Source organism: Acidothermus cellulolyticus 11B (genome assembly GCF_000015025.1).
Lineage (GTDB): Bacteria > Actinomycetota > Actinomycetes > Acidothermales > Acidothermaceae > Acidothermus > Acidothermus cellulolyticus.
This window is the reverse complement of sequence record NC_008578.1, coordinates 2,052,578-2,077,339: the sequence shown is the minus strand read 5'-3', so window position 1 is coordinate 2,077,339 and position 24,762 is coordinate 2,052,578. Positions and strand designations below refer to the sequence as shown.

The following is a 24,762-nucleotide window of genomic DNA, read 5'->3' as shown; positions in this document are numbered from 1 at the left end:
CCTCCGCCGCCCGCTGTGCGGCGTCGTTGAGGGCGATCTCAGGCATCCCGGACGGGGTGATGAGCCCACATTCCCGCGCCGCGACGTGCAGGTGACCGCGCGTTCAGGCAGACCGGGTGTGACGGCATCGCGACCGGCTGGTACGCGGCTCCGCGCGATCCACGACGGCCGCGGTGGTTACGACGCGGCACCGACGGTGTGCGGCTCGGCGGCGGGGATGCGGGTCGGCCACGGCTGGACGCTGTCCAGCGTTTCCGGGTCGTAGCGAAAGGCCCGCAGCAGACCGCTGGCGGCAAGGGCAGCGATCACGCCGCGGGACGGGTCGCGCAGCACCATGCGGCGCCCACTGTCCCGTGACCGGTGCGAGGCCCAGAGCAAGACCGCCAGGCAGGTTGAATCAATGAACGGCACGCCGGCAAGGTCGACGACCACGTCGCTTTCCCGGCCGTCGTCCAGGGCAGCGAAGGATTCCCGGAGTCGGCGGGCATTCGCAATGTCGAGCTCGCCGTACAGCGTAACGACAACGCGGTCGCCGTCCCGGTTGAGATCGAAGCGGAAGACCTCCGTGCTGTGCATGGGATGCATGGCTGGCTCCTCCTCTGTCCGGCGGCTGTCCGAAGACGCACCGATCGGCGGATCGATCGGGGTCTGGCTGGCTGTCATCTGCAGCCTGGCCGGTCAACATGAGGACGAGCTGTCAAACTGTTTGCGGTTACGTGACAAACCAGCTGTAACGCAATTGCAAAGAATCCTCGCCGACGGCGGTCGGTGATCCGCGGAGGCCGGTCAGGCGGCGGGGCGCCATGGCATAGTGGCAGCGTGCCGCGCATTCTCCTCATTGAGGACGACGATCGGATCCGTGCCTCGATGCGGTTGGCGTTGACGGACGATGGCCATGAGGTCATCGAGGCGCCGTCCGGTGCGGCGGGTCTGGAATTGTTCGGCGCCGGGGGAGCTGACGTCGTCCTGGTTGACCTCATGCTGCCGGATATCGACGGATTCGAATGCTGCCGGCGGCTGCGTCGCAGCAGTGACGTGCCCATCATCATGGTGACCGCCCGTACGGACACCCACGACGTCGTCGCCGGCCTGGAAGCCGGCGCCGACGATTACGTGACAAAACCCTTTGAAATGAAGGAGCTCTCCGCCCGGATCCGGGCGTTGCTGCGCCGCAGCCGGTCCGCGGGCGGCCCGGCGGGCGAGGTCATCGACATCCAGGATTTGGAAATCCGCCCGGACGCCGGAGTGGTGCGGCGCAACGGTGAGGCACTGCACCTGACCCGCACGGAATTTCGGTTGTTGTGCGAGCTTGCGTCGGCGCCCGATCGGGTGTACAGCCGGGAACAGCTGCTGGAGAGGGTGTGGGGCTACGACTACTTTGGCGACGGCCGGATCGTCGACGTCCACGTCCGGCGGTTGCGCACCAAAATTGAAGAGGATCCCGCACATCCGCGTATCCTCGTCACCGTTCGCGGCCTGGGATACAAGATTCAACCGGCACCGTGAAGCGTCTGCGCCTCCGTCGGACGCTCGGCCTTCGGGCCCGCGTCACGGTGACCTTCTGCGTTGGCACCTTCTTTCTCGCTGCGGTGATGGCCTCGATCGCCTATGTGCTCGCGCACAACTATTTGCTCAGTGAGCGGGAAGCCTCGGCGAAACGGCAGACTTTTACCGATGCACGGCTCGTCCGGTCCGCGCTGCGCAATCCAGGGGCGGACGTCACGAGTTTTCTTGGAACCATTCCGACCAGCAGCGAATCGGCGTCCCTTGTGTTCCGGCGCGGCCATTGGTTCGGCTCCTCCGTGCTCGTTGCACCCTCGCAATTGCCGAATTCGCTGATGGATGAAGCGAATCGGGGCAACGTCGCCATGCAGCGCTTCGAGCAGTCGGGGACGGTGTATCTCGGCGTCGCCGTGCCGTTGCCCTCGGTCGATGCGGTCTTCGTTCAGGTCTTCTCGCTCCGCGAACTGAATTCGACGCTGCACATCCTCTCGCTCTCGCTCGGCGTCGCCGCCGTCGTCACCGCGGTTGCCGGCGGGCTGCTCGGGGCGTGGGCAAGCCGGCTCGCTCTGCAACCGTTGCGTGCGGTCGCTGCGGCCGCGGACGATATCGCCCGCGGACACCTCGGGACCCGGCTGCGCGCGGAGGATCGCGACCTTACCCGGCTGGCCGCTGCGTTCAACTCGATGGTGGACGCGTTGCAGGCCCGGCTGGCCCGCGATGCACGGTTTGCCTCTGACGTGAGCCACGAATTGCGTACGCCGTTGACGACGTTGGCGACATCGCTTGCGGTGTTGGAGCGGCACACCGAGGGATGGCGGCCGGCTCAGGTGCAGGCGTTGGAACTGGTGAAATCCGAAACCGCGAGTTTCCAGCGGCTCGTCGAGGATCTGTTGGAGATTTCCCGGGTTGACGCCGGGGCGGCGGAAGTGAGCCTGGAGGACGTCCATGCCGGCGAATTTCTCTGTCAGGTTGCGGCGAATCTCTGTGCGGGCACGCTGATTGACATCGCGCCGGAAGCCCGTCTTCGCGTGGTGCGGATCGATAAACGACGCATGGAACGGGTCTTCACCAACCTCGTCCAGAACGCCGAACGGTACGCCGGCGGCGTGGTGCGGCTGGGACTCCGTGCGGTTCCGGACGGCATTCGCTACGAGGTGGACGACGCCGGCCCCGGTATCGCCCCGGCCGACCGGGAACGCATCTTCGAGCGGTTCGCCCGCGGCGGTCATGGACACCGGGCGGCCGGAACGGGAGTCGGCCTCGGTCTTGCCATTGTTGCCGAGCACGTCGCGTTGCACCGTGGACGGGTATGGGTCGAGGATCGCCCGGGCGGCGGGGCGCGATTCGTCATCGAGTTGCCGTCGCGGGCTGACGGGGAGGTTCCGCGCGACGACAGGGATCTGCCGTGAGGCGGTTCTGGCGGACGTTCGCCCTTGCGGCGCTTGTTCTTGTCGTCGGTGCTGGGTGTGGTGTCAGCGGTCAGCAGCGGGCGAGCGTGATTCCGCGTGCGGACGTGCCGTCTGCACTCTGGGAACCCTCTCCGCCGCCCGTCTCACCGTCACCGGCATATCCCGCCGCCACGATTTACCTGGTGGAGGCAAAGGACGGCGTCTTGGTGCCCGTGCACCGTTCCCAGCAGCAGGCTTCCACCCTGTTCGCCCTGATGCAGAGCCTGCTCGTCGGACCAACCGACGCCGAAGTGGCGCGGGGCCTCACCAGTGCGCTCACCGCCGTCTCAAAAATCAACAACGTCAGCCGGTCCGGAACTCTGGCCACGATTGACTTGGGGTCCAGTTTCTCGGAAATCCGTGGACAGAGCCAGATTCTCGCTACCGCGCAGATTGTGCTGACGGCGGTGTCGTTCCCCGGTGTGGACTCCGTGCTCATCGAACTTGACGGTCATCCGGTCACCGTGCCGCTGGCGGACGGCACGCTGACCAGCCGCCCGCTGCGGGCGGACGATTACTCCTGTCTGCTTGTCGGATCACGGCCGTGTGCGCCGTCGTCGGAGAGCCCGCCGCCGCCGGTGAGCTTGCCGTCGCCGAGTGCGACGGCCTCGAGTTGATGCCGCGGTCCGGCGGAGAGCATTGCGGGTCGAGGCACCGGAGTGCCGGGCATCGCCCGTGACCGAGGCGCCGGAGTGCCGGGCATTGCCCGTGACCGGGACCTGGAAGGACCGGGCATCGCCGGTAACGTGAGGGTGTTGAGACGAGATGACCAGGGAGCGAAGGGACGATGAGCCGGACCACGGTTGACTTCTATTTCGACGCCGTATGCCCGTTTGCGTGGATCACCTCACGTTGGATCCTCGAGGTTGCCCAGTTGCGTGATATCGATGTGCGCTTCCGCGTGATGAGCCTCGCCCTGCTGAACGAGGGAAAGGAACACTCACCGGAGTATGCCGAGCTCATGCGTTCCGCGCGGGGAATCGCCCGGGTCTGTATCGCCGCCGCGCAGCACGCAGGCGACGATGTCCTCACCGACTTGTATACGGCTCTGGGTCACCGTCTCCACAATGACAAGCGCACGGATTACCCGAATGTCATCGCCGAAGCGCTCAGCGAGGTCGGCCTGCCGGCGGAGCTCGCCGCTGCGGCTGATACCGACCGCTACGATGGCGCTCTCGCCGACAGTCACCGCCGCGGCATGGCGATGGTCGGCGACGACGTCGGAACGCCGACGATTCACGTCGACGGTGTGGGCATCTTCGGCCCGGTGTTCTCCCGGATTCCCCGTGGCGAAGAGGCGGCCCGCCTCTTCGACGCCGTACTGACCTTAATGCGCCACCGCACCTTCTACGAGCTCAAACGGAGCCGTACGGAGCCGCTGGTCTTCGACTGAGCCGGATGGCGTGCAGCATCCCGGCTGCTTTGGCCGCTGTTTCGGCGATTTCGGCGTCGGGATCGGAATCGATGGTGATAGCACCGCCGGTGCCTATGTGAACCGTGTCGGCGTCGATGACCGCGGTGCGGATGACGACAGCGAGGCGGGCCGTGCCGGTGAGGGAGAACCAGCCGAGCGCGCCGGAATAGACCCCCCGCGGACCGCCTTCCCGGGCGTCGAGAATCTCCATGGACCGGATTTTCGGCGCACCGGTCATGGAACCCGGTGGGAACGCCGCGCGTACCGCGTCGATCGCCGAGGCGTCGGGGTTGAGCCGGCCGCGAATGGTGGAGACGAGTTGATGCACCGTTGGATACGTCTCGACCGCGCAGAGTCGGCTTACGTCGATCGTTCCGGGCCGGCATACCCGGCCGAGGTCGTTGCGCAGCAAGTCAACAATCATTACGTTCTCTGCCCGGTCTTTGGCGCAGGTGGCGAGGTCACGGCGCAGTGCGGCGTCGACGAGGGGATCGGCGCTTCGGCGGCGCGTGCCTTTGATCGGCCCTGAGGTGACCCATCCGGCGGCGTCGACCGTACAGAAGAGCTCAGGTGATGCGCAGACCACAGCGGCGTCCGGGAATTCAAGGAGGGCCGCATACGGCGCCGGTGTGACGGCTCGGACCGTGTGAAACAACCGCAGTGGATCGACCCGCGGCGTGGTCAGCATCGTGGTCAAACAGAGTTCGTATGCGTCACCAGCCGCGATGTCGCGACGGCACTCCTCGATGCGTGCCCGGTAGGCGGCCGCATCGTGGCGGGGTGTGACCGGGTACGGGCTGCTGAATTCTTCGGTCACCGCAAGGGCGGCCAGCCTCACGACGGCGTCCTGCCGTGTCGGGACGGAGGCAGGGCCGAGCTGGGACGGACTCCGGGGGCCGCGGACATGACGGGTCGGCGCATCGGCGAGTGCGCGCTCGACCCGGGCAAACCACGTCTCGGAGGCGGAGCCGGTAAGCGCGAGCGCGTAGGTTGCTCCGCTGTGATGGTCGAGGAGGAGAAGCCGATCCGCGAAGGTAAGAGCGGCGTCCGGAAAGGGTGAGCGGTGGACGGCACGGCCGCCGGTCAGCGCTTTCAGCTCATACCCGAGGTATCCGACGTAGCCGGGGGCGATATCACCGGGAATGCCGCACGGCGCGGTGATATGTCGTGCCGCGATCTGTTCGTTGAGGTAGGAGAAGATGTCCGCCACGCGATACGTGCGGGTTGTTTGCGCCGTCCGGACCGCGAGGGTGCCGGTTTCCACGTCGTAACTGAGGAATTCGCCCAATGGTCCGTCCGCGGCACCGAGGATTGAGCAGCCCCAGCCCGGGCGGTCATCGGCCGCCAGCGTGGACATCGGGTCGCCGTCCAGCACAGCGGAATATTCGCCGTCCAACCAGAACGCGCCAAGCCGGCCCGCGAAGAGGGCGTCGTAGGCGGCTGCGGGATCGGGAACCGCGTCCCAGCGCCGGACGACGATCGGGTTTCGGGCGGACACCGTCACAGGGTTCACGCGCGGCGTTTGACTGCAGCGAGCAGTCCGTCCCCGGCGGCAAACAACACCGGGACCAGGCGGTCGTCGTCACGGACGCGTTTGCCGAGTTCGCGGACGGCGATCGTCGCGGTGTCGCGTTGCGCCGGGTCCGCGACGCGATCGTGCCAGAGCGCGTTGTCGAACGCGATGATGCCGCCGACCCGCACCAGCCGGATCGCTTCGGTGAGGTAATCGCCGTACTCGGTCTTCTCTGCGTCGCAGAACACCAGGTCGTATCCGGCGTCGGAGAGCCGCGGCAGGACGTCGAGCGCCTCGCCGCAGATCAGGCGGGTGCGGGACGGCGGAAAACCTGCCTCAGCGAAGGCTTGCCGAGCCAGTCGTTGATGCTCCGCCTCGATGTCGATGGAGGTGAGCACTCCCGCCGGGTTCATGCCTCGCAGCAGCCAAATGCCGGAGACGCCGCAGCCTCCGCCGACCTCGACCACCGCGCGGGCATCCAGCACCGCGGCGAAGAACCGGAGCGCCGCTCCTACCCCAGGCAGCACCGGGACGGCACCGAGTTCGGTACCGCGGGCGGCGGCGGCGCGCAGCACCTCGTCCTCGCCGACGTACCGCTCGGCGTACTCCCAGCTCATCCGAAGATCGCCGATGGTGGCCTCCTCCCGGCTCAGGACAGCCTCGGGTGTCAGGGGAAGCCTAGTCATCGTGGTCGGTCCGTCGGCACGGAACCGGCCCGCCGGCATCAGGAAATCTTCAGGATGGGCTGGCAGGATGCCGTCGGTACCACACTTGCACGCCGACGGAGGTCAGCGATGCGCGGCGACACGCAGCAGCAGAGCGCGGTCATTCCGCCGGATATCGGCGAACCCGGTCCGGACCAGCCGCGCGCGGTGGGTCCCGAGAACGCCGCGCCCTGGGCGCCGCCGTCCTGGGACGAGGTCGTGCGCATGTACGGACCTCAGGTCTTTCGCCTGGCGTATCGGCTGACCGGCAACCGCCACGATGCCGAAGACTTGACCCAGGACGTCTTCGTCCGGGTGTTCCGCTCGCTGGCGAGCTACACCCCAGGCACCTTCGACGGTTGGCTGCATCGGATCACCACCAACCTGTTCCTCGACGGCGCCCGCCGCCGCTCCCGGATCCGCTTTGAAGCGCTGGCGGACGACGCACCCGAGCGGCTCGCCGGACGCGAACCGACCCCGGCGCAGCACTACGACGACACGCATTGGGATGACGACGTCCAGCGCGCGCTGGACGCTCTCCCGCCGGAGTTCCGGGCCGCCGTCGTACTCTGCGATATCGAAGGACTCTCCTACGAGGAAATCGCCGAAGTCCTGGGCATCAAATTGGGGACGGTGCGGAGCCGCATTCACCGGGGCCGGGCGCAGCTGCGTCAGGCGCTGATGCACCGCGCCCCGCAACGAGGCCGCGTTGCCGGCGAACGCGCCGAGGCTGATCGGCCGTCAGGCGCGCGGCGGCGCGTGCTGCCGCGCACGTCCCCCGGCTTGGCGGGAGGGTGACGACCGGGTGAAGCACCATCTCGGCGATGCTGCGACCGCCTTCGTCGACGGTGAACTGTCCGGCGTTGAACGGGATCGGGTCGTGGCGCATCTGGCGGATTGCCCACTCTGCCAAGCCGAGATTGCCGAATTGCGGAGCGTCAAAGAACACCTCGCGCACGGGACGACGGCACCCGTGGTTCCTGCTCCGGTGCTCTGCCACTTGCGGGAACGGGCGCGTCAGCGCGCGCTCGGCGAGTTGGTCGGGACGGCCGTCCGCGTGGTCAGCCACCGTGGGCAGATGAAGATGCCGATCGTTGTCGGCTCGGCCATGCTGGCAGCGGCTGCGCTTATCGGGTTGGGCAGCGAGGCAATGGAGGGTCCCGACCGGCCGCCGGCGGCGGCCGCTGCACTTTCCGGAACGGCGGGCGTGTCGGCGAATTTCGAGAATTGGCTCGCCCGCCTCACCACGGCCCCGCTGCACGTCCGGCTTGCGCAGGCCGTCGTCTACCGGCACCCGTGAGTTGGCGGGTCGATCGGGCGGCGAGCGGCCGGCGGCACGCGCCCGCCGTCCACGCGGATGGTCGTCACACCGGCTGCAGCCGGAGCGAACGTCCGGCAAGGTTGCGAGCGCGGACGGCGAGCCGGTCGGCCACCTCGCGCAGTGCGGTTGCGGCCGGTGCCTCCGGGTAGGCGAGGACGAAGGGCCGGCCGTCGTCGCCGCATCGCACCATCCGCGGATCCAGCGGAATACGGCCGAGTACCCCGACCGGCGCCCCAAGCTGTCGGGTCAGAGCTTCAGCCACCGCGTCCCCACCGCCGGATCCGAAGACCTCGACACGCCCACCGCAGTGCGGACACGGCAACCACGACATGTTCTCGACCACGCCGACGACGTGCTGCCGCGTCACGGTCGCGATGCTGCCGGCGCGTTCGGCGACCTCGGCCGCTGCGAGTTGCGGCGTCGTGACGACGATAATTTCCGCATTCGGGAGGAATTGTGCGAGAGAAATGGTGACATCTCCGGTGCCCGGCGGTAAATCTACCAAGAGAATGTCGAGGTCGCCCCAGAACACGTCGGCGAGAAATTGATTCAACGCGCGGTGCAGCATCGTGCCGCGCCATGCGATTGCGGTATTTCCTTCGATGAACATGCCGATGGAGATGACCCGGACGTCGTGTGCGGTGACCGGCATGATCATGTTCTCGACCTTGGTCGGCCGGCCGGTCGCACCGAGCATGCGGGGCACCGAGTGGCCGTAAATGTCGGCGTCCACTAATCCGACCGACAATCCCCGGCGTGCCAGCTCCGCCGCGAGGTTGACCGTCACCGACGACTTTCCAACGCCGCCTTTGCCGGAGGCGACGGCGTACACCCGGGTGAGCGAATCCGGGTCCGCGAAGGGAATGTGCTTGTCCCGCCCGCCGGGTCCGCGCAATTTCTCTTGCAACGCGCGGCGCTGTTCGTCGCTCATGTACCCCAGGTCGACAAACACCTCCGACACCCCGGGCAGATCCCGTAGTGCGTCGGTCACGTCCCGGTGAATCCGGTCCTTGAGCGGACATCCGGCGACCGTGAGGAGGACCCGCACCGAGATCCGTCCGCCGCCGTCGACCGTCACGCGTTCGACCATGTCGAGCTCGGTGATCGGACGGCGGATATCAGGATCGATCACCCGGGCCAGCGCGGCTGCCAGCTGCTCGTCACTCGGTACGGCGCTGCCGTCGGCGCGCTGAATAGGGAACGGGATGGGCACGCCTCCGATGCTACGCCCCGCGGCCGATACCGGATCTTCCCGAGCCGCCCCGCGCAGCCGCGCCACCCCGCGCAGCCGCGGGGAATCTCTGCCACCGCGGGCAATCTCCCGCGCTTCAGCGGCCGCTCCCGCGGGCGGCTATGCCGGCGGGCAGACGCGGAGCACTTCCTCCACGGTCGTCACACCCGTACGGACTGCGCGCAGCGCAGCGGCCCGCAGCGTTGTCATCCCGGCCTCGATCGCGGTCGCCCGGATCGTCTCCTCGTCGCCGCTGCGCCGGAGCACCGCCCGCACCATCGCGTCGACCGCGAGGACCTCGAATATTCCCGTCCGTCCCTGGTAACCGGTGCCGCCGCAGTGGTGGCAGCCGACGCCGGCGACGAACCGCGCACCGGACCAGTCATGGTCACCCAGTGCGGCGAGCATTCCCGAATCCGGTGCGGCGTCCTCGACACAGCGCGGGCAGGGTCGACGGACGAGCCGCTGCGCGATGACGGCGGTGAGCGACGATGCAACGAGGAACGGCGCGACCCCCATGTCCACCAGCCGGGTCACCGCCGCCGCGGCATCCAGGGTGTGCAGAGTGGTGAGCACCAGGTGTCCGGTCAGCGCGGCGCGGACGGCGAGTTCTGCGGTCTCCGTATCGCGGATTTCGCCGACGAGGATGACGTCAGGGTCTTGGCGCAGAATCGCCCGGAGGCCGCGGGCGAAGTCCAATCCGGTTCGTTCGTTTATTTGCACTTGGGTGATTCCCGGGAACTGAATTTCCACCGGATCCTCGAGGGTCACCACATTTCTTTCCGGAACGGAAATCTCCCGGAGAAGCGAATAGAGCGTGTGGGTCTTCCCGGACCCGGTGGGACCGGTAAACACGATCAGCCCCTGAGGCGCGTGGGCGGCGGACCGGAGCACGGCGAGCTGATCGGCGTCCAGGCCGAGGGAATCGAGCTCGGCCACCTCGCCGGTGGGGAGGAGCCGGATGACCAGCTTCTCGCCGTGAATCCCCGGGAGTGTGCTGACCCGCGCGTCGACAGCTACCCCGTCGGCGTGGAAGCGCAACCGGCCGTCCTGCGGGAGCCGGCGTTCCGCGATGTCCAAACCGGCGGAAATCTTCAGCCGGCTGATCAGCGCAGCTGAGGACGTGCGCGGCACTCGGGCGACGTCCCGGAGCATGCCGTCGACCCGGTACCGCACCCGCAGGCCGTCCGGTTGCGGCTCGACGTGGATGTCGCTCGCGGCGGAGTGAACCGCCTCGACCAGTAGTCCGGTCGCCAACCGGACGATCGGTGTGTCGTCGATTCGTGCTTCCGCGACCGGGTCCTCGGTTCGTTCCGGTTCGACGACGGCGTCCAGGGACGTCGTTTCTTCGAGTACACCCCAGATGTCGCGGATGCGGCGCAGGATCGCGGTCGGTGTGGTGACCGCGAGCTGAAGCACGGTCGCGCCGGTGTACGCGCGAATGTCGTCAAGGGCCACCACATCGCCGGGATCGGCGGTCGCGACGAGGAGGACGCCGGGGCGCAGCTGACGGACGACGAGGGTCTGCGTGCGTTCCGCGACCCGGCGCGGCACCTGGCGGGCCAACGCGACGTCAAGCTCCGCCGTCGCAAGGTCGATCGTCGGAAGTCCGAAGAACTCGGCGAGCACGTCCGCCAGCTGCTCTTCGTCGACGTACCCGAGGTCGAGCGCGATCTGACCGAGCCGGCGGCGCGGACCGTCGCGCTGGGCGTCGAGAATTGCGGCGAGTTCCCGGTTGGAGAGCAGACCGGAGGAGACGAGGACGTGGCCGATCCGAGGCCGCTCGCCGGCCGCACCGCCGTACCGAACGTCGGCATCCACCTCGGGGGCGGTCATCGCGCAGGCATCCGGTAGGGCGTTATCGGTGTCGAGGGAAGGGCGGCCGGCGTCGATCTGAGACTGGTCAGGTGCCGTCATGAGACGCGGCGAGGAGTCCTCGGGGAGGCTATTGGGCGACCGCCTGGAGGCTGCGGACGGCGAGGTCGGGTCGCCACTCGTCTCGGTACCCCGGCCGATGCGCATAGGCGACCGCCATTTCGCGAATGATCGAGCGTGCCTCGTCGGCGGATCGGCTCGTCGTCCACCAGGCTCGGGCGAGGTTCTGCAGCCGGGCGAGCATCCGCCGTTTGGCCTCGCAATCGGCGAGGATGCGCTCCGGGTTGAACCGTTCAATGAACATCTTCGCTTCAGCGCCGCGGAATCCCGTTTCGCCGGCACCCCACGAGTCGGCGCAGATCGTGCCATCTGCTCGGACCAATGCGTCCCGCTGCGTGGGTTCGTCCACCACCCGCCACCGCCACGCTTGCCCGCCGGCGGTGCGCGCCTTCATCTCATCCTCAGCGATCTGCAGGAGGAGCCACTCCACCAGGCTGTCAAAGCTGGACCGCGAAGATGCCATGGGATGCCGTCCTGTTCCCGTACCGCCACACCTGGCCTTTACATCGAAACCGCCTGCGTTCGGCTTGACGGTGGACGCCGAGAGCCACCCGAACGGCGGATCCGGAGGGTGCGGACGGGCGAGTCCCGCTACCCGAGCACCGACCGGTAGATTTCGACGGTCCGGTTGGCGATCGCCGTCCAGCTAAATTTCTCGATCGCGCGGCGCCGTCCGTTTCGGCCGAGTTCCACGGCCTGCTCCGGGTTGTCCAGCAGCGTGTTGATGGCGGCCGCGAGGGCGGACGCGAAGGCGCCGGCGTCGCGAGGCGCGCCGTACGGGTCGGTTGGGTCGGGGTCGATCGGTACCAGCACGCCGGTCTCGCCGTCCACCACGACTTCCGGGATTCCGCCCGTCCGAGTCGCCACCACCGCCGTTTCGCAGGCCATCGCTTCGAGGTTCACGATTCCCATCGGCTCATAAATGGACGGGCAGACGAAAACGCTGGCTGCGGTGAGCAACCGGATGAGCTCCGATTTCGGCACCATCCGCCGAATCCAGACCACTCCGCTACGGGCTTCCTGCAGTCGGGCGATTCCGGCTTCGACCTCGGCGGCAATCTCCGGCGTGTCCGCCGCGCTCGCGAGCAGCACGAGTTGAGCGGCCGGTCGCACGTCTTGGGCGGCACGGAGCAGGTACGGCAATCCCTTCTGTCTGGTGATCCGTCCGACGAAGAGCACGATGGGTCGCGTTGGGTCGATGCCATACCTCGCCAGCAGTCCGTCATCCGGTGTCGGGCGGTACTCCTCCGGATCGATGCCGTTGTGCACAACGTGGATGCGGTTCGGTTGCACCGCCGGATAGCAGCGGGCGACGTCCTGAGCCATGCCCTGGGAGACAGCGATGATGGCGTCGGCGGCCTCCAATGCCGTCTTCTCGGCGAAGAGCGACAGCGCGTACCCGCCCCCCAGTTGCTCGGCCTTCCAGGGTCGCAGCGGTTCCAGCGAGTGCGTCGTGACGACATGCGGAATTCCGTACAGCAACTTCGAGAGGTGACCGCCGAAATTGGCGTACCAGGTATGGGAGTGCACGATGTCGGCGGCACCGAGCATTGCCGCCATCGCCAGGTCGGTCGACAGGGTGAGCAGTGCCGCGTTCGCCTTGGCGTCGACGAGCCGCGGGTCGGCACTGTGGGCGTACACCCCCGGCTCCGAGCGCGGATTTCCGAAGCAGTGCACGGTGACCTGGTCGAGGAGCCGGCGCAGTTCCCGGGCGAGGTACTCGACGTGCACTCCCGCCCCGCCGTAAACCTCGGGTGGGTATTCGCGGCTGAGCAGCGCCACTTTCATGGTCCGTTACCTTAGCCGGTCGGCCGGCGGCCATGAGCGGCACGCGGTTGATCGCCGGTCACGGGCGTTGCGGTCGGTTGCGCACCCGACGACCCGCCGACGCGCGGAACGCCCGACGTCGGACCCGGCTATTCGATAAGTTCCGGTCATGGCGAACCGACAGCGTGTGCTCGGCATCGTGCTCGCCGGCGGTCAGGGACGCCGGCTCCTGCCGCTCACCGCGGACCGGGCGAAACCTGCCGTCCCCTTCGGCGGCATTTACCGGCTCATCGATTTCGTGTTGTCAAATCTGGCCAATGCCGGCTTCCTCAAGATTGTCGTGCTCACCCAGTACAAGAACCACAGCCTAGACCGGCACATCACTACGACGTGGCGCATGTCCACCCTGCTCGGCAACTACGTCACTCCGGTCCCTGCACAGCAGCGGGTCGGACCACGGTGGTTCTCCGGCTCTGCGGACGCAATTTTCCAGAGCCTCAACCTGGTGTACGACGAGCAGCCGGATTACATCCTCGTCTTCGGGGCGGACCATATTTACCGCATGGATCCGCGCCAGATGCTGGAGGAGCACATCGCTTCCGGGGCGTCGGTCACCGTGGCCGCCGTCCGGGTGCCGCGCAAGGACGCCCACGCGTTCGGGGTGATTCAGCCGGCGGCGTCCGGGCCGGAGCGTGGGCGTCGCGTCGCTCGGTTCTTGGAAAAACCGGCGGATACCGAGGGTCTCGGTCTCCCGGACGCACCGGACGAGGTCTTCGCGTCGATGGGGAATTACTGCTTCACGACGGCGGCGCTGCTGGATGCGGTCATCCGCGATGCGGCTGACGAACGTTCCGCCCACGACATGGGCGGAAATATCATTCCGATGTTCGTGGAGCGGGGCGACGCAGCGGTTTACGACTTCCATACCAACCAAGTCCCCGGTTCGACACCGCGTGACCACGCATACTGGCGTGACGTCGGAACCCTGGATGCGTATTACGACGCCCACCAGGATCTCGTCTCGGTGCACCCGATTTTCAACCTCTACAACCAGGATTGGCCTATATACACGCACCACCGGCCGCTGCCGCCCGCGAAGATCGTGCACGACGGCACGTCGGTGGTCGATTCGCTCCTGTCCGACGGCGTGATTGTCGCGGATGCCCGGGTGAGCCGATCGGTGTTGTCGCCGTCGGTGTACGTCGACCGGGGTGCGGTCATCGAGGGCTGCGTGCTGTTGGACAACGTGCATATCGGGCGCGGAGCGGTCGTCCGAAATGCGATCATCGATAAGAACGTCGTGGTGCCGGACGGCGCGGCGATCGGTGTCGATCCGCAGCGCGATGCGGAGCGGTTCACCGTCTCCGAGGGCGGGATTGTCGTCATCGCGAAGAACGCTGTGGTCGAGCCGTGACCGCCGCGCGGCGTCGGTCGTGACATGCTGGCCGGGGAGGTGGGGTCATATGACGTCCAACGAGGTGCGGGAACTCGGCATCGTCGGTCTTGGCCGGATGGGCGCGAATATCGCCCGGCGGGTGATGCGCGCCGGGCACCGTTGCGTTGTGTACGACGTCCGCGAGGATGCGGTCCGGGCGGTTGCCGAGGAGGGCGCTGCGCCTGCGGCGTCGCTTGCCGAGCTGGTGGAGAAACTCAGTCCACCACGGGCGGTCTGGGTGATGCTCCCGGCGGGCGAGGTGACCGGAGAAGCGATCGACGCGCTCGGCGAGCTGCTGTTGGCGGACGACACCATCATTGACGGCGGCAACAGTTATTACCGGGACGACGTTCGACGCGCGGCCGCGCTTGCGCCGCGTGGGATTCACTTCGTCGATTGCGGCACCAGCGGTGGCGTCTGGGGTCTGGAGCGAGGGTACTGCTTGATGATCGGTGGTGAAGCCGAGGTCGTCTCGCGGTTGCGCCCGATCTTTGCCGCGCTCGCTCCGGGGGTGTCGGCCGCGCCGCGGACACCGGCCCGTAGCGGGACGCCGTCTGATGCGGAGCACGGCTTTCTGCACTGCGGCCCGGTGGGTGCAGGTCATTTCGTGAAGATGGTGCACAACGGCATCGAATACGGCATGATGGCCGCGCTCGCTGAAGGATTGAATATTCTGCACAGCGCGGACATTGGAAAGCATCACGTCGCGACGGACGCGGAAACTGCGCCGATTGAATTCCCGGAATTCTACCGGTACGAGTTTGACGTAGCGGAGGTCGCTGAAGTCTGGCGGCGAGGCAGCGTCATTCAGTCGTGGTTGCTGGACCTGACCGCGGACGCCCTCGCGCGATCCCCGGAGCTTGCCGAATTCGGCGGGCGTGTCTCGGATTCCGGGGAGGGCAGGTGGACGGCGATCGCGGCGGTCGAGGAAGGCGTCCCGGCGCCGGTTCTCACGACGGCTCTCTATTCCCGGTTCGCATCGCGCGGGTTGGACGATTTCGCCAACAAGATTCTGTCGGCGATGCGCAAGGGTTTCGGCGGACATGAGGAGAAGCCGGGCTGAACACCGGCGGCTCCGCCGCGGCATGCACCGATCAGCGGTGCGGCTCGCCTTCCCGTGTGGCCGGCTCCCGTCGCTCCTCGAATTCCTCCAGCAGCCGGCGCAGTTCGTCCCGGACGAAATCCCGGGTCGCGACATCACCGAGGGCGATCCGGATCGCAGCAACTTCCCGGGTGAGGTACTCGGTATCCGCAATGTTCCGCTCGGCCCGGGCTCTGTCCTCCTCCATTTGCACGCGGTCCCGGTCGGCTTGGCGGTTCTGGGCGAGCAGGATCAGCGGTGCGGCGTACGAGGCTTGGGTGGAGAAGAACAAGTTCAGCAGGATGAACGGATACGGGTCGAACGGCTTCAACCCTTGTTGGCAGCGGGGGATGTTGCGCGTTGTGGTGACAATTTCATTGTCCGCCGTCACCCGGGTAATGGTGCAGTCATGGTGGGTGTGGTAGTAGCGGATGCCGACAAAGAGGTTGTATGCCACCCAGAGAATGACGATGGCCGTCATGTACACGACGAATTTGGCGGTACCCATGAAACGGGCGAACCGTTCGGCGAATCGACCGAAGGCCTCGGGATCGTAACCAGGGCGTAGGGTGACCCGTCGCGGAGCAACCGGCTGGTCGAGACGAAAACGCGTCCGCGCCATGTTCGCCTCCCGTGCTACTGAGAGTCAGCTGGTAGCGGAATAGCCGTCGAATCCGCCGTCGTGTGGTTGTGGTCTAGCTCGCTCGATCACCGGGCTGCCGCTCGGCGTCCGCGACATCATCGGAGCCGGCTTCGTCGCGCCAACCCTCGGGAAGCAAGTGGTCGAGGACGTCGTCGACGGTCACCGCGCCCAGCAGTCGATCGTCGTCATCGACCACGGGAATAGCGACCAGGTTATACGTGGCCAGGTACCGCGCGACCTCGGGCAGCGGGGCCGAGGGCGGGAGCGGGGCGATGTCGGTGTCGACGACGGCGCTGACGAGGGTTCCCGGTGGTTCGCGGAGCAGCCGTTGGAGGTGAGCGATACCGAGGTAACGGCCGGTCGGCGTCTCCGTGGGTGGTCGGCACACGTAGACCTGACTCGCCGTCGCCGGCGTGAGGTCCGGATTGCGCACCCGCGCCAGGGCCTCCGCAACGGTGGCGGACGGCGGCAAGATGACCGGTTCGGTGGTCATCAGCCCGCCAGCGGTGTTCTCCGAGTAGGTAAGGAGCCGCCGCACCGGTTCCGCCTCCTCCGGATCCATGAGGGACAGCAGTCGTTCCGCTTCATCCGGTGGAAGTTCAGCGAGCAGGTCGGCGGCGTCGTCCGGACCCATCGCCTCCAACACGTCGGCGGCGCGGCGCCCTTCGAGGGTGGCGAGGATCGCGACCTGCTCCTCTTCGGGCAGCTCCTCGAGGACGTCGGCAAGGCGTTCGTCGTCCAGTGCGGCAGCAACTTCGGCGCGCCGCTTCTCTGAGAGATCGTGGATGACCCCGGCAAGGTCGGCAGGCCGCAGTTGATCGAAGGCTGCGAGGAGACTCGCCGCGCCTTGGCTGGTCTCCGGCAGCGACAAGCCGCGCACGGCCGACCAGTCGACGACCTGTATTTCGCCCCGGCGGCGCATTCGGCCGCGACCGCGGCGCACCGCAACCTTCGTCAGGTACCAGTCGCGGGTTCGCGTCTGTTCCATTGCGACGTCGGTGACGGTTACGGTCTCGCCGGTCTCGATGAGCACGACGTTTCGGTCCAGCAATTCGCCGAGCACCAGGGTTTCCGCCGCCCGACGTGCGAAGCGGCGGAGGTTGACCGCGCCCGTCACAACGACCGCGCCGGCCTCGATGCTCGTGACCCGCGTCATCGGAATGAAGATGGGACGACGCGGGGGCACCTCGACGACCAGACCCAACACGCGCGGCTGCTGTGCGCCCAGCCGGAGAAGCACAACGACGTCACGGATCCGCCCGACCGGGTCGCCGTTCGGATCGAAGACTTGGACGCCGGCGAGACGGGCGACGAAGACGCGGGGCGGGGCGACGATGGCCATCCGGCCTCCTTCTGGTCGATCGCGGCAGGCGGCACCTATCTCTGCAATCGCCGGAAGCGTACTCCGCGGACGCCCGGCAGCGGACCCCGGAATCGCGGCACGTACGCCAGGCAAGCCGGGCAGCGGACGTCGCGGGGCTGGGCAGGGCGCGTCCGGAATGAGGGAGAGCGCGCTCTTCCTGCGGCGGACGCGCCACATCCCCCGGGTGGGCGCGCTATTCCCCTGGGTGGCGCGCCGCATCCGCTGGACGGGCGCGCCATTCCCCCTGGAATTTTCCTCACCGACGGGGAATGGTGATAACAGGAACTCTGAGTACCGGAGGTGGCCAATGGCGGAACCCATGCTCTCGCCGCGGGCGGGTGAGCCTGTCACCACGTCGCCGTCCACCATGGCTGCCCGGTACGACGCGGCCATGAATGCCGTGCATGAGCTGATCGGTGAGCTCAACCGGGCCCGAGCCCGTGGCGAGCCGCCCGCGGTCCTTCGCGGTTTGCACGCGCGGATTGATTACGAGTTGGCACGAGCGATCGCTGCGGCCCGTGCCGTCCACGACCACCTTTTTGCTGCCGCCGGTGGGCGGTACCAGGCGGACAACGACCCCGACGTGCTTGCCTGGAAGCGCCGCCTCAACGATGCCCTGACGTTGCGCTCGCAGCATCAGTTCGACGCGATGGACGAAGTCGGAGCCATCGTTCCCGCCGTCGCGCCGGTCAATGTGCGAAGGGCGCGTACGCCGCGGCAGGCGGGGCTGGAATTTGACACCGGAAGTGGGGATCCAGCAGATAACCGCCCCTTCGATCCAGCTGCCATGGAAATCCGATTGCCCGATACGCCAAGCGGTGCAGAGATCTCCATGGCGGCTGGGGTTGGCTGAACACGCTGGGCGGGAGACGTCGGCCCGCGGGTGGTGAGATCTGCGACCTGCGTGCGCCCGGCGACTTTCCCGTGGCGGCAGGCGGTGCGGGTACGTACTCGTCTGCGTCGGTACGGCCAGCCACGCTTGCCTACCCATGTACAGACCCTGCGTCACCACGTACGGGTGCCCTTGCGTCGCGACGTTCAGCCCCCTTACGTCACCGTGCACAGCCGCCCTCGCCTCACCACGCACGGACACCCTTGCGCCAACACATACAGACGTTCACCACGCACGGACACCCTTGCGCCAACACATACAGACGTAATATTGTCAGGTCTAACTGGAGGGACGATGGTATCGATTCGGGTTGCTGCGGCGCCGGTGAGCTTCGGTGTCTTCGAGTTGACTGCGTCGGGGAACGGACTACCTGCCGCAGACAGTGTGCTGGATGCGGTTGTTCAGTGTGGGTACCAGGGAATCGATCTTGGTCCTGCCGGCTACCTCGGAGATCTCGACTCACTGCGTCGTCGGCTGGCGGATCGTGAGCTTGCCTTGGCGGGTGGGTGGCTCGAAGCGCACTTCGCAGACGATGTGCTTCTCCAACGCGAGCTCGAGACCATCCGCGCCACGCTCGATCTCATGGCCGCGGCCGCTACCAACGGCGCCTGGCGTCCGAAACCGACACTGGCGGTCACCGGAGATGCTCGGCGGCGGAGCGCCATCGGACAGGCGGCGCACCGCACCGACCTCGCGCTCGATGAGGACGGTTGGCGGCGCCTCGTCAAGAATCTCCGCGTCGTCGTCGAGCTGTGCCGCGAGCGAAATCTCGAGCCCACGTTCCACCACCACCTCGGTACGTTTATCGAGGCACCGGAGGAAATCGAGCGGTTGCTCGAGGCGACCGACGTAGGGTTGTGTCTCGATACCGGACATTTGCTGCTCGGGGGCGGCGATCCGGTGAAGGCCTGGCACGATTGGACGGATCGCATCAACCAGATTCACGTCAAGGACGCTCGTCTTGCCGTCATGCGCAGCGTCATGACCGACGGGTGTGACATGACGGAGGCGTGGCGGCGAGGAATTTTCTGTCGCCTCGGCGACGGTGACGTCGACCTGGATGCTTTTATCGCCGCGGTCTCCGCAAGTGATTACAGCGGATGGGTCGTCGTGGAGCAGGACGTCATCCCCGATTCGAGTACGCCGTTTGAGGCACTCGTCGCCGACCAGCGGCGCAATCGGGAATTTCTGCGGGCGAGAGGTTGGTAGCAATGGCGCTTCTCACCGACAAGGTCGTGCTCATCAGCGGCGGCACTCAGGGGCTGGGTGCGGCGATCGCGCGGGCAGCCGTACGGGAGGGTGCCGCTGTCGCCGTTCTGGGCAGGCGGGCCGAGCTCGGCGAAGCGTTCGTCCGGGAGTTGGAGAGCAGCGGAGCAAGGGCGGCGTATTTTCGTGCGGACGTGGGCGACGTGGGCCAAGCACGTGCCGCCGTCGCCCAGACGATAGAGACTTTTGGGCGCGTCGACTGCCTGGTCAATTCCGCCGGTCTGACCACGCGGGGTACTCTCCTCGACACCGAGCCCGAGCTCTTTGACGCCCATGTCGCGGTGAACCTGCGCGGGCCGTTTTTTCTCATGCAGGCAGTGGTCCGTGACATGCTCGCCCGTCGCGCGCCCGGAACGATCGTGAACATCATTACGTCCTCAGCTCATGCCGGCCAGCCGTATCTGACGCCGTACGTCGCGTCCAAAGCCGGCTTGGTGGGTCTCACCCGCAACGCCGCGTATGCGCTCCGGTGGGACCGGATCCGTGTCAACGGGCTCAACATCGGCTGGACCGATACCGAAGGCGAGGACGCAATTCAGCGCCAATTCCACGGCGCCGGCGATGACTGGCGGGACCAGGCGGCGAAGAAGCTCCCGATGGGGAGACTTGCGCGGCCGGACGAAATCGCGGACTTTGTGGTCTTCCTCCTTTCCGACCGCAGCGGTGTGGTCACCGGATCTGTCATCGACTGGGATCAGAACGTGTTCGGCGGCTTGGATTAGCGGCCTGGAAGAGGAGTGGGAAACGGCATGCGCATCGGCGTGATCGGGCTTGGGCGAATCGGATCACTGCACGCGCGGAACCTCCGGACCTTTCCGGATGTCTCAACGCTCATCGTTGCGGACGTCGACGAGCATCGCGTCCAGGCTGTTGCGCAGGAGTTGGCCGTTGAATCGGCTGCTTCACTCGATGAGCTTCTGGCCGCCGGCGTAGACGGTGTCGTTATCGCTACCGCGACCGATACCCATCCTGAGTTGCTGAAGCGCTGCATCGCGGCCGGCGTACCGACGTTCTGCGAAAAGCCGGTGGCGAAGGAACTTGCTGACGCCATCGAGCTGTGTCACGAGGTCCGGGAGAACCGTGCGACGGTGCAGATCGGATATCCCCGACGATTTGATCCGGGTTTCGTTGCAGCCCGCCAGGCGGTGAGCAACGGTGAGCTGGGCTGGATACACACGATTCGTTCCACCACTCTCGACCCGGCGCCGCCGCCGGCGAGTTACGTGGCCGTCTCAGGCGGTATTTTCCGCGATTGCGCTGTGCACGACTTTGACATTGTCCGGTGGATGACAGGCCGGGATGTCGTCGAGGTGTACGCGACTGGCGGAAACAAGGGCGACGCGATCTTCCGTAAGTTCGACGACGTCGACACGGCAAGTGCCTTGCTGCGTTTTGACGACGACACCATCGGGGTCATCTCCAATTCACGGTACAACGGCCGAGGTTACGATGTCCGTCTAGAGATCCATGGATCCCGCGACAGCATCGCCGTAGGCCTGGACTCGCATCTTCCGCTTCGATCGGTGGAACCCGGCGTTACTTTTCCGGACGGCGTGCCGTACACGTTCTTCATGGATCGGCTGGCGGCGGCGTTTCGGGCTGAAATGCAGGCCTTTCTTGATGTGGTCGCCGGAAGGCAGAACTCGCCCTGTCCCATCGACGACGCAATCGAGGCAAGTTGGGTAGCAGAGGCGTGCACTCTCTCTCTGGCCGAACATCGGCCGGTGCAGCTTGCGGAACTTAAGGAGAAATGGGGCGTACCGAGCAGGTGATGGAATGGAGGTTGTCGTGATGCAAACGTATCGGTTCACCAGCGAGGACTGCCGTCTGGCTGATTTCCGGTCGCTTGTCGAGCGAGAGACCGACCAACGGGAATATCCGCTGGCTGAGCGGATCGAGAAGAACGTCGTCATTTACGGTGAGCGATTCCGTACTGCCCTCGCCTCGGAGGATGGACGAGACCAAGCCGAGCGCGAGCTTGCACGCGTCTTCGCGGATGGCCCCGGTGTGGCTGTCTTCGAAGCAGCGTTTCCAGACACTGCTGTGGTCGACCGGGCGACCGCTGCCTTCCGCGTGCTCATCGAGGAGCAGCACGCCGCGGGCCGGCAGGCAGGCGATCATTTTGCCAAACCCGGCGCAAACGATCGAGTGTGGCACGCTCTTGACAAACTTGCCTTCCGGGCACCGGAGGTCTTCGTTGACTACTACGCGAACGACGTCATCGCCGCAGCGGCTCGTGCGTGGCTCGGCCCGAACTATCAGGTGACGTCGCAGGTCAACGTCGTGAATCCAGGGGGGAAGGCCCAGGTCGCGCACCGCGACTACCACCTTGGCTTCATGTCCGACGAGCAAGCGTCGCGTTATCCCGCTCACCTTCACTGGCTCTCCGCCGGTCTTACTCTCCAAGGTGCGGTCGCGCATACCGACATGCCGGTGGAGAGCGGCCCCACGATGTATCTCCCATACTCGCAGCTGTATGGCCCCGGCTACCTGGCGTTCCACCGCCCGGAATTCATCGAGTACTTCAACGAGCACTACGTCCAGTTGCCGTTGCGCAAGGGGGACGCGGCATTCTTCAACCCGGCGGTCTTCCATGGCGCAGGCGAGAACCGGTCAGCGGAGATCAAGCGCATGGCCAATCTTCTCCAGATCTCCGCTGCCTTCGGTCGCGCCATGGAGGTTGTGAATCGCATCGGAATATGCCGTGCCGTCTACCCGGCCCTCCTCGATCGTGCCCGATCGGGCATGAGTGAACGGGAGTTGCACAATGTCGTCGCGGCGGCGGCAGAGGGATACGCCTTTCCTACTAACCTTGACAATGACCCGCCGGTCAATGGATTGGCTCCGGCGACGCAGGCCGATCTAGTCTGGCGCGCTCTGTGCGATCGCTGGGATCCGGCGACGCTCGCGAAGGAACTGGACCAGTGGGAGGCGCGGCGGCATCCGGCCAAACCCTGACGCGCCGAGCGGCTGCGTGAGGGGGTGTGGCGGACGGTTCGACAGCTTTGGCGTGTCGAACCGTCCGCCACAGCACGTATCCGGTGAGACTGCAGTCGCCGCACAGGTTGTTACGGCTTCGCGGCAATGCGCAGGGTTTCTGCGGCGATCCGGAGGCCCGTCATGCTGTCCAGCTCCCTGTCCTCGTGCTCAATGTTGACTGCCATGTCCGGATCCACTTCGGCCAGCGCACGGAGAAATTCATGCCACCATCCGGTATCGTGACCACGGCCGACCGCTACGAAATCCCACGCTGCGTCATCCGGCCAGCGGTTGAGCGCGTAGCGTCCGCCTAGAGACACCTTAGGAGCATCAGGTGCGACCCGGTTGAACCGGTCGTCGAGGACGCCGTAAAGATTGACCTTGGCATTGATGCGTGTGTCCTTGGCTGCAGCGTTGTAGACCAGCTTTCCAAGAAAACGAACCGCCACCACCGGATCGATCCCTTGCCAGAAGAGGTGACTCGGATCCATCTCCGCGCCGACATGTGTGGCGTCGATAGCGTCGACAAGCCGAACCAATGTAACGGGATTGTAGACGATGTTGTGCGGATGCATTTCAATGCAGACGCGCACGTTGTGATCCCGGGCGAGCCTGTCGATCTCTCGCCAGAACGGGATCGCGATGTCGTTCCACTGGTAGTCCCGCACATCCAGATACGCGCTGTCCCACGGGACAACTGTCCACGACGGCAAGCGACCACCGGGGTCAGAGGCCGGCAGACCCGACATGGTGACAACGCGCCGTACACCGAGCGCAGCGGCCACTTCGATTGAACGTCGCAGGTCCGCGGCGTGCTTCTCTCTCACCTCAGGATCGGGATGCAGCGGATTGCCGTTGCAGTTTAGCGCGGTGAGGGTCAGGCCGCGGGAGTGAAAAGCGTCAAGGTAGTCGTCCCGTGCACTCTGACTATCGAGCAGCTTCTGTACCGGCAGGTGCGGGGTGGGGAGAAATCCGCCCGAATTGATTTCGGCGCTGTTCAGACCGAGCTCGCGGATAACGTCGAGCGCCTCGCTGAGCGGCCGGTCGTGCAAGCAGGCAGTATAGACACCAAGTTTCACGATACACTCCTAGATTCCGACAACCGATACCTCTGAACCGGCACGATGTGCCGAGTGGGCGATAGCGTCGATGACGTGCATGTTGTGAAGTCCGGTACGAAAGTCAGGTACGGGCGGCAGTGTCGATCGACCGGAAATTTGCTCGAGGAATGCCCGAGCCTGCCAGGCGAAAAGATCGTTCTGCCCGTAGTGGACACCCGCTGCATCCATCGGCAGTCCGCGGTCCACGTATGGATGCCGAGGGCCGACAATGACGCGCTGCCAACGGGCGTCAGGGTCCGCGGGCGTGGAGCTCGTGATCCAAAATTCACCGGGACGGGTGAAGTCGAACGCGACAGCGCCCTCCTCACCGAAGATCTCGAACGCGAGGGTATTGGGGAGGCCGGTTGCAACCCGGGACACGGAGAACACACCGCTTGTCTGTGAGCCGAAGAGGGCGGTGAAGTGTGCGAAGTCTTCGTTCTCCACACGCGCTGTTTTGTCACTGAGCTCGGCGAATTCGTGCCCGCGCACCCGCCCCTGGGGCAATCGCCGCTCAGTGATGACGGTCGAACAAAAGGCGCCTCGAACCGCCGTGATGTCGCCCAGGGCTTGCTCGAGGGCATCAATCAGATGCGAGCCTAGATCTGCCAATGCCCCGCTGCCGATCGGTCCGGAAAATCGCCAACTCATCGGCGCCGCACTGCTGACGGCGTAATCGCACCAGTACCGCGCAGAGGCGTGAAAAGGCCTACCGATCCCGCCCTTGGCGACGTATTCGGCAATCGCGGCAATGGCCGGCGCCCGGCGAAACGTGAAACCGACCGCAGCGACGTGCGGTGACCGGTTCGCGGCGGCGAGCATCGCCTGGGCGTTCTCCAACGTGTCCGCAAGCGGCTTTTCGCACAGTACGTGCTTTCCAGCGGAGAGTAGTGCCTCGACGATTTCCCGGTGGAGTGCATTGCTCACGACGACGCTCACGGCGTCGACGTCCGGAGCCTCCGCAATCGTCCGCCAGTCGGATTCGCTGCGGCTATATCCGTAGCGCCTAGCCACGTCTGCCGCGAGTTCTGCGTCGAGATCCGCGATAGCGACCAAGCGGATCGGCGGCAGATCCCCGCCGTACACCGTCGACGCCATGCGATATGCTGCGGCGTGCGCTCGGCCTGCCATGCCGCCGCCAATGACAGCGACGCCAATGGAATCCAT

24 protein-coding genes are annotated in these 24,762 nt (G+C 66.2%); 13 read left to right on the top strand and 11 right to left on the bottom strand.

Translation table 11 applies throughout. The features are described 5' to 3' along the window. Nucleotides 1–177: 177 nt before the first annotated feature. A complete protein-coding gene (locus ACEL_RS11605; protein ID WP_011720668.1) occupies nt 178–585 on the bottom strand; it encodes an STAS domain-containing protein in 408 nt (135 codons plus the stop codon). A gap of 282 nt (nt 586–867) precedes the next feature. On the opposite strand from ACEL_RS11605, the gene ACEL_RS09470 reads away from it, so the two are divergent. From ACEL_RS09470 to ACEL_RS09455, 4 genes are all read left to right on the top strand, one after another. Continuing rightward, the gene (locus tag ACEL_RS09470) at nt 868–1,506 is read left to right on the top strand and encodes a winged helix-turn-helix domain-containing protein (protein ID WP_049751648.1); all 639 of its coding nucleotides are present in this window, start codon (nt 868–870) and stop codon (nt 1,504–1,506) included. Next, a complete protein-coding gene (locus ACEL_RS09465; protein WP_011720666.1) occupies nt 1,503–2,912 on the top strand; it encodes a sensor histidine kinase in 1,410 nt (469 codons plus the stop codon). Before ACEL_RS09470 ends, ACEL_RS09465 begins: the two co-directional genes overlap by 4 nt. After that, nucleotides 2,909–3,568 (top strand): GerMN domain-containing protein, encoded by a 660-nt coding sequence (locus ACEL_RS11600; protein ID WP_011720665.1) that lies wholly within the window; start codon nt 2,909–2,911, stop codon nt 3,566–3,568. The genes ACEL_RS09465 and ACEL_RS11600 overlap by 4 nt, the downstream gene beginning before the upstream one ends. Nucleotides 3,569–3,738: 170 nt before the next feature. Beyond that, entirely contained in the window at nt 3,739–4,344 is a 606-nt protein-coding gene (locus ACEL_RS09455) for a mycothiol-dependent nitroreductase Rv2466c family protein (RefSeq protein WP_011720664.1), read from the top strand. Here ACEL_RS09455 and pabB read toward each other — a convergent pair. After that, entirely contained in the window at nt 4,307–5,869 is a 1,563-nt protein-coding gene (gene pabB / locus ACEL_RS09450; protein ID WP_148204598.1) for an aminodeoxychorismate synthase component I, read from the bottom strand. The two genes, ACEL_RS09455 and pabB, sit on opposite strands and share 38 nt — an antisense overlap. A 5-nt stretch (nt 5,870–5,874) precedes the next feature. Continuing rightward, nucleotides 5,875–6,564, bottom strand: a complete 690-nt coding sequence (locus ACEL_RS09445) for an O-methyltransferase (RefSeq protein WP_148204597.1) — start codon at nt 6,562–6,564, stop codon at nt 5,875–5,877. 108 nt (nt 6,565–6,672) lie between these two features. On the opposite strand from ACEL_RS09445, the gene sigE reads away from it, so the two are divergent. Both sigE and ACEL_RS11595 read left to right on the top strand, forming a co-directional pair. Next, nucleotides 6,673–7,380 carry an RNA polymerase sigma factor SigE gene (sigE, locus tag ACEL_RS09440; protein ID WP_011720661.1) on the top strand — a complete coding sequence of 236 codons (708 nt, stop codon included), beginning with the start codon at nt 6,673–6,675 and terminating at the stop codon, nt 7,378–7,380. A 7-nt stretch (nt 7,381–7,387) separates the two neighbouring features. Next, entirely contained in the window at nt 7,388–7,882 is a 495-nt protein-coding gene (locus ACEL_RS11595) for an anti-sigma factor family protein (RefSeq protein ID WP_011720660.1), read from the top strand. Nucleotides 7,883–7,946: 64 nt separating this feature from the next. On the opposite strand, the gene ACEL_RS09430 is transcribed toward ACEL_RS11595, so the two are convergent. From ACEL_RS09430 to glgA, 4 genes are all read right to left on the bottom strand, one after another. Next, on the bottom strand, nt 7,947–9,116 hold the full coding sequence (locus tag ACEL_RS09430; RefSeq protein WP_011720659.1) for an Mrp/NBP35 family ATP-binding protein: 1,170 nt from the start codon (nt 9,114–9,116) through the stop codon (nt 7,947–7,949). Between the two features lie 138 nt (nt 9,117–9,254). Then, nucleotides 9,255–11,051, bottom strand: a complete 1,797-nt coding sequence (locus ACEL_RS09425) for a GspE/PulE family protein (RefSeq protein WP_169303208.1) — start codon at nt 11,049–11,051, stop codon at nt 9,255–9,257. A 28-nt stretch (nt 11,052–11,079) separates the two neighbouring features. Beyond that, the gene (locus ACEL_RS12305) at nt 11,080–11,532 is read right to left on the bottom strand and encodes a DUF6221 family protein (protein WP_041835070.1); all 453 of its coding nucleotides are present in this window, start codon (nt 11,530–11,532) and stop codon (nt 11,080–11,082) included. Between the two features lie 128 nt (nt 11,533–11,660). Beyond that, nucleotides 11,661–12,857, bottom strand: coding sequence for a glycogen synthase (gene glgA / locus ACEL_RS09415; protein ID WP_011720657.1), 1,197 nt, complete (start codon nt 12,855–12,857; stop codon nt 11,661–11,663). 148 nt (nt 12,858–13,005) lie between these two features. Here glgA and glgC point away from each other — a divergent pair, with 148 nt between their 5' ends. Together glgC and gnd are read left to right on the top strand one after the other, a co-directional pair. Then, entirely contained in the window at nt 13,006–14,250 is a 1,245-nt protein-coding gene (glgC, locus tag ACEL_RS09410) for a glucose-1-phosphate adenylyltransferase (RefSeq protein ID WP_011720656.1), read from the top strand. Further along, the gene (gnd, locus tag ACEL_RS09405) at nt 14,180–15,334 is read left to right on the top strand and encodes a phosphogluconate dehydrogenase (NAD(+)-dependent, decarboxylating) (RefSeq protein ID WP_148204696.1); all 1,155 of its coding nucleotides are present in this window, start codon (nt 14,180–14,182) and stop codon (nt 15,332–15,334) included. The genes glgC and gnd overlap by 71 nt, the downstream gene beginning before the upstream one ends. A 31-nt stretch (nt 15,335–15,365) precedes the next feature. Here gnd and ACEL_RS09400 read toward each other — a convergent pair whose 3' ends face one another. Continuing rightward, nucleotides 15,366–15,974, bottom strand: a complete 609-nt coding sequence (locus ACEL_RS09400) for a DUF1003 domain-containing protein (RefSeq protein ID WP_011720654.1) — start codon at nt 15,972–15,974, stop codon at nt 15,366–15,368. A gap of 73 nt (nt 15,975–16,047) precedes the next feature. Beyond that, nucleotides 16,048–17,337 carry a magnesium transporter MgtE N-terminal domain-containing protein gene (locus tag ACEL_RS09395; RefSeq protein ID WP_011720653.1) on the bottom strand — a complete coding sequence of 430 codons (1,290 nt, stop codon included), beginning with the start codon at nt 17,335–17,337 and terminating at the stop codon, nt 16,048–16,050. Nucleotides 17,338–17,665: 328 nt separating this feature from the next. On the opposite strand from ACEL_RS09395, the gene ACEL_RS09390 reads away from it, so the two are divergent. The 5 genes from ACEL_RS09390 to ACEL_RS09370 all read left to right on the top strand — a co-directional run bounded on the left by ACEL_RS09390 (nt 17,666) and on the right by ACEL_RS09370 (nt 22,474). Continuing rightward, nucleotides 17,666–18,211, top strand: coding sequence for a hypothetical protein (locus ACEL_RS09390; protein WP_011720652.1), 546 nt, complete (start codon nt 17,666–17,668; stop codon nt 18,209–18,211). 333 nt (nt 18,212–18,544) lie between these two features. After that, nucleotides 18,545–19,459 (top strand): sugar phosphate isomerase/epimerase family protein, encoded by a 915-nt coding sequence (locus ACEL_RS09385; protein WP_011720651.1) that lies wholly within the window; start codon nt 18,545–18,547, stop codon nt 19,457–19,459. 2 nt (nt 19,460–19,461) lie between these two features. Continuing rightward, nucleotides 19,462–20,238 (top strand): SDR family oxidoreductase, encoded by a 777-nt coding sequence (locus ACEL_RS09380; RefSeq protein WP_011720650.1) that lies wholly within the window; start codon nt 19,462–19,464, stop codon nt 20,236–20,238. Nucleotides 20,239–20,265: 27 nt separating this feature from the next. After that, nucleotides 20,266–21,288, top strand: coding sequence for a Gfo/Idh/MocA family protein (locus ACEL_RS09375; protein WP_011720649.1), 1,023 nt, complete (start codon nt 20,266–20,268; stop codon nt 21,286–21,288). Between the two features lie 19 nt (nt 21,289–21,307). Then, nucleotides 21,308–22,474: a phytanoyl-CoA dioxygenase family protein gene (locus tag ACEL_RS09370; RefSeq protein WP_238378091.1), complete on the top strand. Its 1,167-nt coding sequence runs from the start codon at nt 21,308–21,310 to the stop codon at nt 22,472–22,474. Between the two features lie 110 nt (nt 22,475–22,584). Here the strand turns inward: ACEL_RS09370 and ACEL_RS09365 are convergent, their stop codons facing one another. After that, nucleotides 22,585–23,574, bottom strand: a complete 990-nt coding sequence (locus ACEL_RS09365; protein WP_011720647.1) for a sugar phosphate isomerase/epimerase family protein — start codon at nt 23,572–23,574, stop codon at nt 22,585–22,587. A 9-nt stretch (nt 23,575–23,583) separates the two neighbouring features. After that, the gene (locus ACEL_RS09360; protein ID WP_011720646.1) at nt 23,584–24,762 is read right to left on the bottom strand and encodes a Gfo/Idh/MocA family protein; all 1,179 of its coding nucleotides are present in this window, start codon (nt 24,760–24,762) and stop codon (nt 23,584–23,586) included.

Bases quoted from the DNA above. Each gene is read 5' to 3' on its own strand.
- ACEL_RS12305 (WP_041835070.1), bottom strand. From the start codon at position 11,532: ATGGCATCTTCGCGGTCCAGCTTTGACAGCCTGGTGGAGTGGCTCCTC.
- glgA (WP_011720657.1), bottom strand. From the start codon at position 12,857: ATGAAAGTGGCGCTGCTCAGCCGCGAATACCCACCCGAGGTTTACGGC.
- ACEL_RS09370 (WP_238378091.1), top strand. From the start codon at position 21,308: ATGCAAACGTATCGGTTCACCAGCGAGGACTGCCGTCTGGCTGATTTC.
- ACEL_RS11605 (WP_011720668.1), bottom strand. From the start codon at position 585: ATGCATCCCATGCACAGCACGGAGGTCTTCCGCTTCGATCTCAACCGG.
- ACEL_RS09385 (WP_011720651.1), top strand. From the start codon at position 18,545: ATGGTATCGATTCGGGTTGCTGCGGCGCCGGTGAGCTTCGGTGTCTTC.
- ACEL_RS09445 (WP_148204597.1), bottom strand. From the start codon at position 6,564: ATGACTAGGCTTCCCCTGACACCCGAGGCTGTCCTGAGCCGGGAGGAG.
- ACEL_RS09455 (WP_011720664.1), top strand. From the start codon at position 3,739: ATGAGCCGGACCACGGTTGACTTCTATTTCGACGCCGTATGCCCGTTT.
- ACEL_RS09470 (WP_049751648.1), top strand. From the start codon at position 868: ATGCGGTTGGCGTTGACGGACGATGGCCATGAGGTCATCGAGGCGCCG.
- gnd (WP_148204696.1), top strand. From the start codon at position 14,180: ATGCGGAGCGGTTCACCGTCTCCGAGGGCGGGATTGTCGTCATCGCGA.
- glgC (WP_011720656.1), top strand. From the start codon at position 13,006: ATGGCGAACCGACAGCGTGTGCTCGGCATCGTGCTCGCCGGCGGTCAG.
- ACEL_RS09375 (WP_011720649.1), top strand. From the start codon at position 20,266: ATGCGCATCGGCGTGATCGGGCTTGGGCGAATCGGATCACTGCACGCG.
- ACEL_RS09395 (WP_011720653.1), bottom strand. From the start codon at position 17,337: ATGGCCATCGTCGCCCCGCCCCGCGTCTTCGTCGCCCGTCTCGCCGGC.
- ACEL_RS09360 (WP_011720646.1), bottom strand. From the start codon at position 24,762: ATGGATTCCATTGGCGTCGCTGTCATTGGCGGCGGCATGGCAGGCCGA.
- ACEL_RS09390 (WP_011720652.1), top strand. From the start codon at position 17,666: ATGGCGGAACCCATGCTCTCGCCGCGGGCGGGTGAGCCTGTCACCACG.
- ACEL_RS09425 (WP_169303208.1), bottom strand. From the start codon at position 11,051: ATGACGGCACCTGACCAGTCTCAGATCGACGCCGGCCGCCCTTCCCTC.
- sigE (WP_011720661.1), top strand. From the start codon at position 6,673: ATGCGCGGCGACACGCAGCAGCAGAGCGCGGTCATTCCGCCGGATATC.
- ACEL_RS09380 (WP_011720650.1), top strand. From the start codon at position 19,462: ATGGCGCTTCTCACCGACAAGGTCGTGCTCATCAGCGGCGGCACTCAG.
- ACEL_RS09400 (WP_011720654.1), bottom strand. From the start codon at position 15,974: ATGGCGCGGACGCGTTTTCGTCTCGACCAGCCGGTTGCTCCGCGACGG.